We start from the raw sequence: 14973 nt of genomic DNA on the forward strand, positions 1-14973 counted from the left end.
GCCTTGTTTTCGATGCTGACGCTATGAAAAGTAATAGCTGGTCGCCATGATGAAACCATTCATCAGCATATGCAGCAATACCGGCATAGCCACTCCCCTCGATAAAATGCGTGCAGCAATCAAAAGTAGTGACACCAGCGTCAGGATCACTAGCGTGCGTATATCCGAATACTGAGTATGCAGAATGGCAAAAACAACTGACGTCGTGAGCGCAGACCAATAGATACTGCCTTTGAATACCTGCAACAACCCACTGAAAAGGCACCCTCTGAATACCATTTCCTCGTAAATGGGAACGAGAAAGACCAACAGGATGGTGTTCGCCCAAAATACGCCCCCCCTTACCGCTTCTTGTTCGGTCATCCAGCTTTCTGCTTTCCTAATCCCCAAAATATAGGCGCCTAGGTATTGGAGCAGCAGAATGAATACCGTGAACGCAATCATTAACCGCCCGTTAATTTTTCCCATGCCCATACCATGCTCTTTGCTAAAAAAGGCCACATATAACGGGACGATGAGGCCGAACTCGAGGAGATATAGAACGGGTAACACCAGACCTGTTTGCACAAACGCGGCGTTATCGCTCAGAAACCAGGGGTAAAAGGTCAGGCCCACCATGAGAAGAACCAGCGCAAAACAGGCCAGCGTAAATGCAAAGCGTGATTTATTCATTGATCCGCCTTGTGGGTCAGAACGATGACGCGATCGGCCGAGGCAATGGTGGTTTCGCGGTGGGCAATAATCACCCGTGTAATGCTGAGTGCCTTAATCGCCTGATTCACCTTCGCTTCACTGTCCTTGTCCAGCGCACTGGTCGCCTCGTCCAGGAACAAAATCGCCGGTTTCTTATAAATAGCCCGGGCAATAAACAGGCGTTGCTTCTGTCCGCCGGATAATCCTTCCCCCAGTTCGCCGATCAGGGTTTCATACCCCATAGGCATTTTCATGATCACTTCATGCAGATAGCTGGCACGAGCACAGGTTTCCATCCAGGCGTCATCTACCTCGTCCACGAACCCGCAAATATTTTCCCGGATTGAGCCAGAGAACAGTTTGTCGTCCTGCATCACGCAGGCGATCATCTTGTGGTAGTTGTTGATGCCGAGCTGCCGAATATCGACGCCGTTCACCTCAACCTTCCCTGAATCAGGAGGAAACAGCCCGCACAACACCTTCATCAGCGTGGTCTTGCCTGCCCCGGACGGGCCCACGATGGCCACGCTTTCTCCCGGTGCAACGTTGATGTCCAAGGCATCAAAGACCGCCGGTGACTGGCTGTCGTACCGGTAGCTCAGGGCATGGGTAGACAACCCCATCGGTTGCATTCCCGAGATATATGGGAGGTCAGGCTTGCGATCTTCCCGTGGATGCAGGGCAATATCGGCAATTCGTTCGTTATGAAGGCTCATCATGCGCAGCTGCAGTAGAAACGCCGTCAGAGACCCGATACGATCGGAGAACTGGCCCCGAAAAGCACCGAACGCGACGAACATGCCGATAGTCATTTGATTATCAATAACCAGACTGGCTCCCAACCACAGAATAACAACCTGGTCACAGGCCGCCACGAAGGTGTTGATCCCGCCAAACAGCATGTCCATCCGGGTGATCCGGATACCGGTATTGATGCTGTCGATTTCAAGATTTAGCCAGTGAGCGATGCGGCGTTCCGCCATGCCCTGCATCTTGACGGTGGCGATACCGTACAGCGTCTCCATAAAATAGGAACCTGCGCGGGCATTTCTCACCAGCGCCTCTTCGGACAGCTGGCGATAATACCCGTAAGTCAGCAGGCGCATCAGCACATAAAGCGCGGTGAACGCGATCACCACCCAGGTCAACCAGCCACCATATAGCACCATCATCACCAGCACGCCAATCACCATGATACCGTCCATGATGGCGCCGACAATACTGGTGGTGAAAGTGCTGCGCAGCGTATCCAGTGAACTGAAGCGTGACTGAATGTCACCCAGCTTACGCCGTTCAAAGTAACCGAGCGGCAGGCGCAACAGGTGGGTAAACAGACCGGATTGCCACTGCACGTTGATGAGCGTCGACATGACCAGTCCGGACCAGGCGCGCACCATGCCAATGGCAGCTCGCAACAGGATGAACAGCATCAGCCCCACGCAGATGAGCGTCAGTAACCCGCGATCCCCGGCAGGAATAGCGTGATCCATCACCAGCTGCGTGCCGATGGGCATCACCAGGTTGATGGTTTCGAACACCAGAGACAGGCAAAAGATTTTGCCGAGCGCCCCCTTGAGCCCGTGTACGCTGCCAATCAGCGTGCGAAGATGAATGCGGTGGCGAATGCTGTCGGCGGTGAATTCGCTGCCGGGCCAGGCCTCAAGCGCTACGCCGGTGAAACTGTGCGACAGTTCCGTCAGGCTTATGACCCGGCGTCCGCGCGCCGGATCATGCAGCACCGCGCGGTGACCGTTGACGCTGACCAGCACCACGAAATGGTTGAATTCCCAGTGCAGAATGCAGGGCAGTTTCAGCGCGTTGAGTTCGTCCAGATCCAGAGACAGGGGACGGGTGCTCAACCCTAGTTGCTCGGCGATACCGGTCAGTCCAACCAGTGTTGCACCGCGGGTTGACAGGTTGAACTGCTGGCGCAGCGCGATCAGGTCGATGTTTTTTCCGTAGTAACCGCATATCATCGCCAGACAGGCCAGCCCGCATTCCGACGACTCGGTCTGGTGCACCATGGGAACCCGGTGACGTAGCCGCAGATCCAGTTGGCTGACCAGCTGTTTGAATGCAGGCTTACTCATTGACCGGCCCCGTCGCGCTGTGTTTCATGTCGTAGAACGGCGACAGCATCCATTGATAAATCCTCCTTTTTTCCAGAAACAGGGTGCTTTGCGCTTTCATGCCGTTTTCCAGGCTCAGACGTTTACCGTCATAGGCAATGGCCTGTTTTTCCGGAATGACAATCACCTTGTAGTACGGCACGGCGGCGGTCAGCGCCGCTTTGGGCGCCCCCTGATAGGTCAGCATTTCCTGCGGTGAGGCCGGGGCTTTGGAGATGACGGACACCGTACCGGCAAACTGGCCGAACTTTTCCGCCGGGAAGGCGTCATAACGTACATTGACCTTGTCACCGGCAGCAATGTAGGGGATGGCATCGTTAGGTACCCACAGCACCAGGGCGTAGTGATCGATGTCGTGGGGGATCACTTGCAGCAGACTGTCCCCCACGTTGACCATCTGGCCAACCGTGACGCTCAGAGAATCGATGCGGCCATCGGCCAGCGCACGAACGATGATCGCTCCACCGGCATCGATGTTGAGCCGCTCCTTCTGCAGCTCGTAGCGCTGCAGCTCCATCTGGTAGATCTGGTTGTCGAAGTTGGCGGCCTGGGTATGGATCTGGCTTTCCAGCGCGGTGATCTGCAGTGCATTCTGTTCGTTCTGGCCGGATAGGCCCAGCAAGTTGTTCTGCTGCTGGTAATACAGCGCCACCTGGTTGGTGAGCTGATCCTTGTTGATCAGTCCCTTGGTCTGATAGTGTCGGTAGTTCTCCATGTTCTCCTTCATGATGCGTATCCCTTCCTGAGCACGCCGAAGGATGTCGGTTGAGCGTGAGAACGCGGCGGTATATTGCGCCTTCTGTTTTTCCAGCATAGTGAGCGTGGCCTGCTTGCTGCTTTCCAGTCGGCTGATAATTTGCGCAATGCGTGCCAACTGGCCATCGATATCCCGTTGCTGGTTATCGCTGACTACACCACTACGTGTGCTTTTGCTGACGTCAATCTGGTAAATGGGCGCTCCGGCGGTGATCACCTGCCCTTCGGTGACAAATTGTTTGACCACTACCCCTTGAACCGTGGAGTAAACGTTGGCCGCGCGGGGATAGGTGCTGATCTCGCCGGTCACATTGATCCGCCGGGTATAGGTACCGGCGACCACGAAGGTGAGAAAAGCAATGAGAAAAAACAGGCAGAGCCCTGCCGTGAGCCAAAAGGGAATGCCAGGAAGTAGGAGCGCCCGGCCACGCCATTTCATTTTCTGATTATCGATCGCTTCCTGGCGAAACACCTTGTTGCTTCCTTATAAAGAGAGGGGGAATTTAGTCCTGCCCTATTATGCCGTCAACAATTCGTTAAACACCAGCATTGTGGTGAGCTGGTGTCACTAGATTATTGAGCAATATACGGGATAAAACTCTATCGTGGAGTGTTCGGCATTCAAGCTATGTTCAGCCAGCGTCTCCTGCAGCTCACGTTAACTGAATGCCACATTTGCAGTGCCAGTGTACCTCTCACAGGACGATGTTATGCAGAAAAATCGCCTTAGAGGGATTCATACGCTGCTCCCTCTGTTCAACTAAGGCATTACCCTATCTCTGCATGATATTTTCGACATTGCCTCTTGAACCCGATTTGTTTATAGTGCTAAGGTAATGAATAAAGGGAACTCGAGGGTAATGGAACTTACTATGCGAATTTTAAAACTTCTTATTCCATTCTTGATATTACACTCTTCTTTTCTGAAGGCAGCTGAAAACACAGAGTATGAAATACTGAAAAAGGCATCTTTTTTTTCGCTTGGAATGAATGGCTTTGCTGGTAAAATAAGTGACGGTGAAATGGCATATAACGCCATTCTGAATAAGAATAACTCAAAAGACATTTTCATTAGGTTGGCAAAAGATGAAAAAGCCACTCCAGAAGCCAAGCTATATGCTGCTTGCGGCCTAATCAAGTTATCTTATCGCGAAATGGACACTCTTTTTCTTCCATACAAGAAAAACAAAATCACCTTACTCAAAGGTGATATATTAAGACGTGTTTCATTTTACGATGAATACACGTCAGTATTGAAGCATGGATGTGAGTAATAAAATATTTTTTATAAGGAAATTATTAATGAAAGAGTTAACAGGTAACATGTTAGCATCAGTAAGCGGCGGATTTGTAACTGATGGTCACCGTGAATCCACAAATGTAGTCGATCAACGCGGTGTTGATAACGGGACTTATATCGATGCAAACGGGACATGTTGGGCCCCAGGAACGCCATCAAGTGTAATGTATCCTAATGGCGGTGGGCCTTCTTGGGGGAGTATGGTTGATTTTTGCCTAAATAAAGGCTTATCAGCAGATTGCAATGGTCATTTCTGATAGTTAATCATTCCCTGAATATCACAGCCGCCTTGCCGAGGCGGCTATTCCCACTTCCTTTAGCTTTTTCAGTCAGCGCATCAACGGCCAGTTTGTATTTTATTTTCGACACAACCCCACTGTAATTAGACACTCTGCATTGTGTAAAATCCCTGCGTTATCATGTTTGTGCTCAGTCCGATACCGAACGACGGCCGCACACGTTGTTTGCGGAGAAGATCAGTATAAGGAGAATGATACATAACTGTGAGAATGAGGACTCTATTGGGGTGTTCGGAAACAAGGGGAGATACGGCGACAAGAGCTTTGTTATCCCCTCCCCAACCGGAGAGAGGACAACGATTAATTTATCTCTTTGCGGGAGGGGGATATTTCTCGTAGGTGTCTTCCAGCGCCTTGCGGAGATACAAGTACTCTTGTGTTTCCTGATTGTCTCCCCACACCTTTACTTCCCAGATGTGATTATTATTTGCGTCGCGTTTTTTTATAAATGATTTCGATGGATTGCCGCAGTAAGTATCGATGTACTGGCGGAACTTCTTGTCGCTGTATCCCGACAAATTGTCTTTGGTGTGTTCTTCGGGATACCATTCCCCCTGTTTGGAAAACACATTTTTTACCTGGGAAGGAAATACCCGACCCAATGAGATTTTCTCCATGTGGTTATCATCGACCGTAACGCCATGCATATATACCCCGGTGGTGCGTTGAGCCAGCTCGTTGATAAATTTGAACACCAGTTTAAGTTGCTCACGGCATCTGTTGTAATTCCAGCGCTGGAATTCACACAGCTCATATTTGTCGAATTCCACATCACCCACTTTGTGGGGGTATTTCAGCAAGAATCCCATTCGCAGGTTATGCTTATGATCGTCGTGTTCTTCCGCCGCCGCAAAACTGACTCCTGCGCGCTTTATGACGTAAATGTCAAGTTTGCCGTGTTCAATCCGACGCTGAATAAGCGACACCGCCATTTGCTCGGTGTTTTTATACCAGGTAAGGCTGTTATTTTCGTAAATTTCATCTCCCCGTCCATTGAGCCAGGTGAGCCTCACACCAAACCATTCGCTAATCTCGGCCAGCATTTCTGGAGTAATGAGGTCGAGCAAGGCATCGCGGGACTTGAGCTTAGAGAGAGTTACCCCCCGGTGCTTCAGCAACCGGCTAATCTCCAATGGTGTGAGGTTGTGACTTTCAAACAACATCATCAATCGATCGTACATTGTGTCGATGACATTTTTCTGCGGTGTGGTTTCAACCGATACCACACCATCCACCATGATGTTGATCAGCTGTGAGACGGAGATACCTAAGTTTTCGCTCTGAACCTGGAGATACGCCCGTGTCTGGGGTTTAAGCCGAATAGACGTGATCTCTTTACGACCGTCATCCATTTCCTTGCTTTGCGCTTGTGCCGTTTTGTTGCCAAACGCGATAAGCGCTTGGACCAGCTTGCTCAGTGAGTGCATCATTCGCCCCTTGTAATCTATCGTATTTCATTTTTCACATTAATAAGAAAGATAACCTATCAATCGAATAAACTCAATACATTCGATTACTTTATTGGTTTTGTTGGTTGATCTCGGTAGCGAGAACTGAAAACCGGAAGCCGGCTCTCATCATTACATGTGCCTAGACAGCCTCCTTCTGTATACCTTTGGCTTTGTTATCTTTTCTGTTTTCAGGCGATATAATGCCTATTAAACAAACAATGTTGGGTGAACAACATGCAAGGACTATCCCGAACGGAAGCGCTGATGCCGATACTCAGTGCTGATGATGCTCAGGAAGAACAGATACATATCGCTTATGAACCTCTGACCCCTTCAGTGATTGAGGATGAAAAAGCGCAAAGCTATATCGAAGCACTGAATTTTGCTTGTTCCCGCCCGGATATCAGAAACATTGCTGTCACTGGCCCGTATGGTGCAGGTAAAAGCTCTGTATTACTGACGTGGGAAAAAGCAGAAAACAATGACTTCCGGATGATGACCGTGTCTCTGGCTGATTTTGAAATGCAACTGGCGTCATCCGGAGATACCAGTGTGGGGGATGACAAAACCGACGGTGATAAAGCTGATAAAAAAGCGGCTAAAGCTGAAGAAAAAACAATCGAGTACAGCATCCTGCAACAGCTGTTATACAAAGAAAAAAAAAGCGTGTTGCCATATTCCCGTCTGGAGCGCATTTCTGACGTTAGCGCGCCTCAGATTACCATGATGGCCGCCAGCCTGTTACTCATACTGGCATTGACGGCAACAGGCCTGCTTTTTCTATTCCCTGATTACATCAGTGCGAAGCTTTCTCTGCCGAAAGAGCTGAGTCAGTTTCTCCTAGCTTTGCCTATACTCGCCAGGGTTGGTGGCGCAGGGATATTTCTTTTCTTTACCTTATTCCTTGCGCTGAAGAAACTGCACCGTACAGGGGTATTTGACCGCCGCGTCAGTATTGATAAAGTTGACGTCCTGAAAGGAGCAATTTCTACACGCCCTACAGCCCCCTCTCTGCTCAATGTGTACATTGATGAAATCGTCTACTTCTTCGAACAGACGCAATACAATGTGGTTATATTTGAGGATCTTGACCGCCATAACGACGGCGCTATCTTCATCAAGCTCCGTGAGATAAATCAGCTCATCAATAACTGCCTTCCCGCTGATAAACCGGTGAGATTTATCTACGCTGTCAGAGATAATCTCTTCAGCACGCCAGAATCACGGACAAAATTTTTTGATTTTGTCATGCCGGTGATCCCGGTAATGGACAGTGAGAATGCCTCTGAGCATTTCTTTGGAAAATTTAAACATGATGAGCTTAAACAGGATGGCTTCAGAGACTGTATTGCCAGACTGGCTCTGTTTATTCCAGACATGAGGGTGATGCACAATATTGCCAACGAATTCCGGCTTTACAGGAATATTGTGAATAACGGAGAGGATCTTAAAAGACTGATTGCACTCATCGCCTACAAAAACCTTTGCGCCGAAGATTATCACGGAATAGATCAGAAAAAAGGGGTGCTTTACAGCATTGTTACCGAGTATACATCTGGTAAATTAAGAGAGGAATACTGTACTACACTTAACACAAGGATGAAAAAGTATCATACAGAACTTTCCATTTTACAGAATGATAAAATAGTATCAGAAAAAGAGTTAAGAAGAGAAATACTTTACCAATATATTAATGAGAAAACAGAATCTACTTTGTATATCATTCGTAACAATGGCTCTCAATTTTATCTCGAAAACGTTATTGAAGATGAAGATACATTCCTCTCAATTTTAAGTGGTAATGCTTTTCATATCCGCACAAGGGTGTATGGCATAGATGTTGCTGTAGTCGAAAAAACAACAATTGAGAGTATGAAAACCGAATACGAGGAAAGGTGTTCTATTATCCTGAAAAAATCAGATGGTGGCATCGCTCGTTTAGAGGAGAATATCAAAACTCTCAGATATGATATTCAGAATACCTTCTCATATGATCTTGCTTTTTTCATCAACAAGATGGGCAGTTCAGGCTTCATTAAGTGGGCCATAGCATGTGTATCACCGAGGCATGACGACGGAGTAGTCTTACCTGATAACGCTGGACAAATCGATTTCTTGTATTTCCTTCTATCTCATGGCTATCTTTCGACTGACTATATGGCCTATCGTTCCGTATTTATGCCGGGTAGCCTGAGCACGGAAGACAATAACTTTATTAGGGCTGTGACAGCAGGAAGATCACCTGATGAAACGACAAATATGCCCCTCAGCAACATTGCTAACACTGTGGTAAAATTAAGCGGACTGGGCATGCTGATGCGTGACAATGCTTGGCATCCTCAGATTCTCAGGCACCTTATGTACAATGATAAGGTTTCCTTGAAGACTATATTGGGAATGCAGGTGGAACCTGGGGCACCAGAGCGGATGGTAAGACTAGCCAATGAGATCTTCCCTCGCTGGGAACTCACTCTGCAGCTGAAATATATCAGGTTATTGGTCGACGGGGATGGCAACTTGTCCACAATTATCCACCAGATTGGGAGCTTGAATGATATCGAAGCTCAACACACTCTGCTCCCGTTGTTACTGTCCTTACCGGCACTGTCTTGGAACGTCGTCTCTAAGAGAGATCGGGAAGAGCTACAGCGACTCATTGATTCTCACGTTAATATCCTAACAGCCATATCTGAGGACTGTGCTCAGACTTTCTGTGAAAACCTGCGGAATTCAGACTGTCGCCTGACTAATATCCCTTTGATTCAGAGCAACTCCTTCAAGAAAGTTCTGCATTCGGTGGCACAGGAAAAACTGTGGGTCTATTCCACATCCAACCTGCAAAACCTCTGTTTTTCACTCATCCATGAGATAGAAAACAACAATGAACCCTTACGTAAAAAACCTTTAAAAACAATAAAATCGCTTCGTATTACGAACCTTGAAGCCTATGTTTATGAAAACATATCATCGTTTATCCGTGATATTTTTATTCACTCCGAAGAAAGAGAGCTCATTCCTGACCTCCTTAATTCGGCATTGGTTGACTGGGATGATGCAGAGTGCCTAATAGTCAGCATGAAGTTTATGCTGGAAGACATAACAGTTATCCTAAACAAAGAAAATAACGAAGCAACAGAAACTAATCATGATGGAAACCTTTATTCACTTCTGACGCATCATAATCACATTACCCCTTTATGGAACAATGCAATTTTTTTACTTGATGAAGATGCGTCAGTTGCCGCTGATACATTTTGTGAATGGCTCAATATTAATTACGCTTTATTGCCAAATGAAACATTACCTTTGACTGAGGTTCAGCTCTCGCAGTTACTTATAAAAGTAGTATCTTCAGAAAACATCAGTAAAGATGCACTTGTAGTGGTAACCAAGACATTCAGGTTATCTCTTATTAAGTTGCCTGACAGCTTGCCGCTGAACAATGCGGCAGTACTGGTGGATCAGAAATGGTTAGCTCCAACCGCTAGTGTCTTTGAACAACTTTATCAGGCATTTTACGAAGAGGGTGACGGATTGACCCCGCTTCTTTATGATCTGATTTGTATCCGTCCCGCCTTGTTGAATGGGAACTACGAGCTTGTTTTGTATACTGATGAAGAATTTGACCGACGCATTACCCGGTTACTTCTGAATGGCGGTAAGATATCTGATGAACTCTGTATTAGTATCCTGAACTGGCTCTGGGATAAAGATGAGGCACTGTTCTCTGATGGACCGCTTCTCAGCCTGCAAACCCTGAGCCGGCTCTCAGTAAAACTGACCAGCGACCGACAGAAGCACGCACTGCTGATACAATGTTTGAAAGATGACAGGGCGCCGCGTACATTTATCAGGTCAGTGTTGAGGACTTTCGGGCATTCGGATTATGCCGCTTTTCTCATTGAGAGGAGTCACCGCAGCATTGTGTATTCAGACTCGATGTGGCATTTGGCCACCCAGTTGGGAAAAAGTGAATTTATCAGGCCACCAAAAACCACTCACGAAAGTACACGTATCCGTATAGAGCCATTAACTAACGCTGAAAAAGATTAAGCCGAACGTAGGTGAAAGGGAGTAAGGCCGCCCAGATGACGGCCTTACTTTACTCCGCAATCTTTCCCAATCCTCCAGCGTTAGGCCCGGTACCTGCTCAAATTCTCTTACACCATTCGTCACCAACACGACACCGGATGCAGCGGCATGCCCGGTGATCGCCGTGTCGTTGGGACCGATCGGCATCCCGACCACGACCAGAATCGCCTAAATTTTCGAGGTGGCGTCCACCGCCGCCCAGCTCTTCAAGGTCAGCACGGCATCAGGGCGGACGCAGAACGCGTCGACCAGCTGCGAGTGACGCGATCAGGTTTTCTTCTCGATGACACCGAAACGTATTTCCGAGTAGGTGATAACCTAAACCACGCATCGGAGATGCACGCCAAATCATGATCTATCCAGATGCCATTTTGCACTAGACGGTGCCGCAGACGCTGAAAGAGTATGAGCATACGCTGCTGAAACGCCGCACCAAGCAGGGAATACAAACCAACCTGATATTGAGCTGTCAGCGCCAGTGATATAAGTCCCTAAAGATCGTGGCGTTGACAGAGCGAAGAGTGCGAAGCGGACTGGCTGCCTAAGTGCGGGGCGGTGTGACGATGAGCGGGTCGATCGGCCGAGCCGATCAATAGGCCATTATTGATCTGCCGAACCCATTGGACGCTCAATCGCCGCGCCGCCTATAGTGGCAATGACCCGAATACATGCAGCAACACCAGGGCATCCTATCGGCCGCTGAACGGCCAATATCATAACGACAAGCGCTCCCAAAACCGGCTCAGGCCGGTTTTTTTGTGCCTGCGATTCAGACTGTTCACCCTGTAGGTGAACAGGGGTGTACACCAAGAAGGTAGCTATGCACCTATCAATGCATTGAAATAAAAGGATAAAATAAAAAGGTGTTTAGGGTGAACAGTTTTCCTATAAATCTTTTTTTTCTGAGCAAAATGGCAGATTGGCTCTATCATGTGGCAGAGCCAAAAAAGACTCTTTGATGGGGTAACCGTTAAGATGGAAACGACCAAGAAAATAATTTTGGAAGGTTTAGGACGGCATGATTTAAGCGAACTACCCGGCCGTCCTTATGATTGTTCCTTCGAATTGTTAGCAGCTAAACCAGCAAGAAAGCGCTTAATCATGGTCGGGTTCAACGGCTCATCAGCGGATGGCGGTTTTACAAATGCTGAAGCAGTGATAAACGGTTTTAATTCACTTTGTTTCTCTAATGTTCAGGCTGGTGCCGAAGGTGAATGGGGCATCAAACATTTGGCAAGCCGCCTGCAATCCGTCCCTGAACAGCTAGGCTTTAGATGGCAAGATACTGTCTATACCAATGCACTACTCTTGTGTTCTAAAGATGCCCTGTCGCTCAAAAAAAGGGCTCAAGAGCGCGCGATTGGCAGTTTGGATCGACTGATTGAAAAATCGATGGGTTTCTTTGAAAACGTTACCGTCCCCCTATGCAAACCTGAGCTAATTATTGCTTACAGTAACGGAATGAACTCTCACTCAGCAGCTCACTTGCTTTTAAAAGCATTCGGCGATGGCCATGAGCCCGAGTACATAAGCCGAAACCGCTACTACTCTACGTTCTGCTTTACAGCACGGTTTAAGCAATTAGATGTGCCTGTGGTTGGTATCCGCCACATGTCGCGCTTCAAACCTGATATGCAACTCATCAAACAAGCATGGGAAAAAAGGCATTAACTGGTGATGCCAGATTCTAGAATCGCCCTCTAAATCGGTCTTACTTTTCTGCATTGGTATACGCTTAGGTATACCAAACAAATCTGAATTCATATTTTTACTAATTTTACAATGAGTTAATAAAATTATTCAGATTCCCCCAGCCCACCAAATAATGATCCGGATGTGTCCGGTGAAATCCTGAAAGCCCGCACGGCGCAAGCCTTGCGGGCTTTTTTGTATCTCCGTACATATTACAGGGTGTTGTGACTTCCGCTGCCTTTAGGTGCCTTGTTAGGTACCCAGTCGTCAGGTACCTAACTATCGGGTACCTAAATCGTGAGGTACATATGGCTCGTCTGACAAAACCGCTTACGGATACAGAGATAAAAAACGCCAGGCCTAAAGAAGCGGAATACACGCTACATGATGGTGATGGCCTACAACTACTGATCAAGACCAGCGGGAAAAAAGTCTGGCAATATCGTTATTCTCAGCCTTTTAACCAAAAACGGGCAAAACTGACTTTTGGGCCTATCCCGAAGTCACCCTAGCCGATGCCCGACAACGCCGCCACGAAGCCCGGAACCTTCTGACCAAAGATATCGATCCTTACACACACCAACAATCCCTACGCAGGCAGGCGCTGGAAGCTCAATCCAATACCTTTAAGATCGTTGCCGGACAGTGGCTACAGTTAAAAAAGAGCAGCATAACTGCCGACTATGCCTCAGACATCTGGCGTTCCCTCGAAAAAGATATTTTCCCTGCCATCGGAGAAATAAGTATTACAGACATTAAAGCCCCCACGCTGGTACAGGCTATCCAGCCAGTACAATCCAGAGGCGCTCTGGAAACAGTCAGGCGCTTATGTCAGCGGATTAATGAGGTAATGATTTATGCCATGAATGCTGGCCTGATCGATACCGCTCCGAGCATTAACATCAGCAAGGCATTCGAGAAACCGCAAAAAAAACATATGCCCAGCATCCGCCCTGATCAACTACCACAACTGATGCAGACGATGCGACTGGCAAGCATTGAATTACCAACTCGATGTTTATTCATGTGGCAGCTTCTCACCCTCACCCGTCCTTCCGAGGCTTCTGATACACGCTGGCAGGAAATCGATCTAGACGCCAGAGAATGGCGTATCCCGGCGGAGCGCATGAAAATGAAGCGTGCACATATAGTTCCACTGTCCGTTCAGGCATTAGCTGTTCTGGAACTTATGAGGCCCTTAAGCAGCCAACGGGAATATGTTTTCTCCAGCCGCATTAAACCGTTACAACCAATGAGTAGCCAGACGGTCAATGCCGCACTAAAACGCGCCGGATTGGGTGGTATCCTGGTATCACATGGCATGCGGTCAATCGCCAGCACCGCACTCAATGAGCAAGGCTTTCCGCCCGATGTCATCGAAGCCGCTCTCGCTCATGTGGATAAAAATGAAGTACGCCGTGCTTATAACCGTAGCGACTATCTGGAGCAACGCCGTCCCATGATGCAATGGTGGGCCGACTTTGTGAAAGCAGCGGATAATGGCAGCCTACTGGAGGGCGGGATCCGGGGGCTGAAAGCGATTAATTGATTATGTGAAGCCATATTTCTCCGATTTCATACCACAAATAATATATGGTGTGAAATTGGGCTTCCTCCAAGTAGAAAAATACAGTCCTCACGACAAGGTCTGTTCAAAGCTAAAACTATTATCCGGCAACGGGGATTTACTCTTTCCCGGCGCTCACGATGCTCATAAGCCAATGAGTGAGAACACCATCAACAAGGCGCTGCGCACAATGGGTTATGACACACAGGTGGACATGGCTTCCGTACGATAGCGTGTAGCGCGTTGATCGAATCAGGTCGCTGGTCAAAAGATGCTGTGGAGCGGCAGATGAGCCATCAGGAGCGCAATCACGTTCGCGCCGCGTATATTCACAAAGCGGAACACCTCGACGAACGGACTCAGATGATGCAATGGTGGTCGGATTATCTTGGTGCCTGTCAGCATCAATTCATCCTAGCTTATCGCTTTGAGAAATCGATTAAGGTTGCCTGAGCCAGACTTATGCACCGAAGGAATAAGCCTCTTCTGTGCAAACAAATGACTGAGGTGGATTGCAACAGAGCGAGCACTGAGCCCTGATAAAACAGCGGGATTATTCACCATCGTCATTACCCGTGCTTCAGGGACAATCGATATGGCAGGCTGCGCTTGTATGGCTTTTTAATGGATGCGAACAGCAGAAATTAAAAAGTGGCGTGAGGTGAGTAAATTCCATTTCGAAGAAATGGCTAATTTGCGTCGCCCGAACCCACCTGCGAGCGTTCACCCCGGGGGAACCGGGCAGGCCGGGGGGAGCCGAATAAATTTTGCCGCCCCAGCGAGCAAAAAGACGCGCCCACGCGTCGGTTTATTTGGGGGGCTTGCCCCGCACACCGTCGCCGCTAAGTCTCCGGCCAGAAGCCGGTAGCGTTGCGCGTGACGGTGTGCCGCTTTTGACCCTGGGGGTTTTGGCGCGGCGTCCAGACGCGACATTACCCCTATGAGACTGGAAATAAGGGCGTCCAGCCCGCATTTACAGGCGTTCGGGATGTTG

General features: G+C 48.3%; 8 protein-coding genes and 3 pseudogenes. 6 read left to right on the forward strand and 5 right to left on the reverse strand.

Going from position 1 to position 14973, the window contains the following annotated elements:
- Positions 1–21 precede the first annotated feature (21 nt).
- From FOT55_RS24970 to FOT55_RS24980, 3 genes are read right to left on the reverse strand one after another with little or no spacing between them, the layout of a single operon-like run.
- Positions 22–672 carry a CPBP family intramembrane glutamic endopeptidase gene (locus tag FOT55_RS24970; protein ID WP_084827849.1) on the reverse strand — a complete coding sequence of 217 codons (651 nt, stop codon included), beginning with the start codon at positions 670–672 and terminating at the stop codon, positions 22–24.
- A complete protein-coding gene (locus FOT55_RS24975; RefSeq protein WP_087763247.1) occupies positions 669–2783 on the reverse strand; it encodes a peptidase domain-containing ABC transporter in 2115 nt (704 codons plus the stop codon). Before FOT55_RS24975 ends, FOT55_RS24970 begins: the two co-directional genes overlap by 4 nt.
- On the reverse strand, positions 2776–4050 hold the full coding sequence (locus FOT55_RS24980) for an HlyD family secretion protein (protein WP_084827850.1): 1275 nt from the start codon (positions 4048–4050) through the stop codon (positions 2776–2778). The genes FOT55_RS24975 and FOT55_RS24980 overlap by 8 nt, the downstream gene beginning before the upstream one ends.
- A 388-nt stretch (positions 4051–4438) precedes the next feature.
- On the opposite strand from FOT55_RS24980, the gene mchS3 reads away from it, so the two are divergent.
- Positions 4439–4852, forward strand: a complete 414-nt coding sequence (mchS3, locus tag FOT55_RS24985; RefSeq protein ID WP_147824192.1) for an MchS3 family protein — start codon at positions 4439–4441, stop codon at positions 4850–4852.
- Positions 4853–4880: 28 nt separating this feature from the next.
- A complete protein-coding gene (locus FOT55_RS24990) occupies positions 4881–5135 on the forward strand; it encodes a hypothetical protein (RefSeq protein ID WP_204275850.1) in 255 nt (84 codons plus the stop codon).
- A gap of 347 nt (positions 5136–5482) precedes the next feature.
- Here the strand turns inward: FOT55_RS24990 and FOT55_RS24995 are convergent, their stop codons facing one another.
- Positions 5483–6607, reverse strand: a complete 1125-nt coding sequence (locus FOT55_RS24995; protein ID WP_238476134.1) for a conjugal transfer protein TraE — start codon at positions 6605–6607, stop codon at positions 5483–5485.
- 255 nt (positions 6608–6862) lie between these two features.
- Between FOT55_RS24995 and FOT55_RS25000 the strand changes: the two genes are divergently transcribed.
- A complete protein-coding gene (locus FOT55_RS25000; RefSeq protein WP_147824193.1) occupies positions 6863–10681 on the forward strand; it encodes a YobI family P-loop NTPase in 3819 nt (1272 codons plus the stop codon).
- Here FOT55_RS25000 and FOT55_RS25660 read toward each other — a convergent pair.
- A pseudogene (locus FOT55_RS25660) lies at positions 10658–11035 on the reverse strand (PIN domain-containing protein); the annotation flags it as partial. The gene FOT55_RS25000 and the pseudogene FOT55_RS25660 overlap by 24 nt on opposite strands.
- Positions 11036–11695: 660 nt before the next feature.
- Here FOT55_RS25660 and FOT55_RS25010 point away from each other — a divergent pair.
- The 3 genes and pseudogenes from FOT55_RS25010 to FOT55_RS25020 all read left to right on the forward strand — a co-directional run.
- Complete coding sequence (locus FOT55_RS25010) at positions 11696–12391, forward strand: hypothetical protein (RefSeq protein WP_238476135.1); 696 nt, start codon at positions 11696–11698, stop codon at positions 12389–12391.
- 329 nt (positions 12392–12720) lie between these two features.
- Positions 12721–13961 (forward strand): annotated as a pseudogene (locus FOT55_RS25015) (integrase domain-containing protein).
- A 97-nt stretch (positions 13962–14058) separates the two neighbouring features.
- Positions 14059–14432 (forward strand): annotated as a pseudogene (locus FOT55_RS25020) (tyrosine-type recombinase/integrase); the annotation flags it as partial.
- Between the last annotated feature and the right edge of the window lie 541 nt (positions 14433–14973).

This window comes from Serratia bockelmannii (assembly GCF_008011855.1).
GTDB classification, from domain to species: Bacteria; Pseudomonadota; Gammaproteobacteria; order Enterobacterales; family Enterobacteriaceae; genus Serratia; species Serratia bockelmannii.

Excerpts from the sequence above, each read along its gene's own strand:
- FOT55_RS24975 (WP_087763247.1), bottom strand. The coding sequence starts at position 2,783 with ATGAGTAAGCCTGCATTCAAACAGCTGGTCAGCCAACTGGATCTGCGG.
- mchS3 (WP_147824192.1), top strand. The coding sequence starts at position 4,439 with ATGGAACTTACTATGCGAATTTTAAAACTTCTTATTCCATTCTTGATA.
- FOT55_RS25000 (WP_147824193.1), top strand. The coding sequence starts at position 6,863 with ATGCAAGGACTATCCCGAACGGAAGCGCTGATGCCGATACTCAGTGCT.
- FOT55_RS25010 (WP_238476135.1), top strand. The coding sequence starts at position 11,696 with ATGGAAACGACCAAGAAAATAATTTTGGAAGGTTTAGGACGGCATGAT.
- FOT55_RS24995 (WP_238476134.1), bottom strand. The coding sequence starts at position 6,607 with ATGATGCACTCACTGAGCAAGCTGGTCCAAGCGCTTATCGCGTTTGGC.
- FOT55_RS24990 (WP_204275850.1), top strand. The coding sequence starts at position 4,881 with ATGAAAGAGTTAACAGGTAACATGTTAGCATCAGTAAGCGGCGGATTT.
- FOT55_RS24970 (WP_084827849.1), bottom strand. The coding sequence starts at position 672 with ATGAATAAATCACGCTTTGCATTTACGCTGGCCTGTTTTGCGCTGGTT.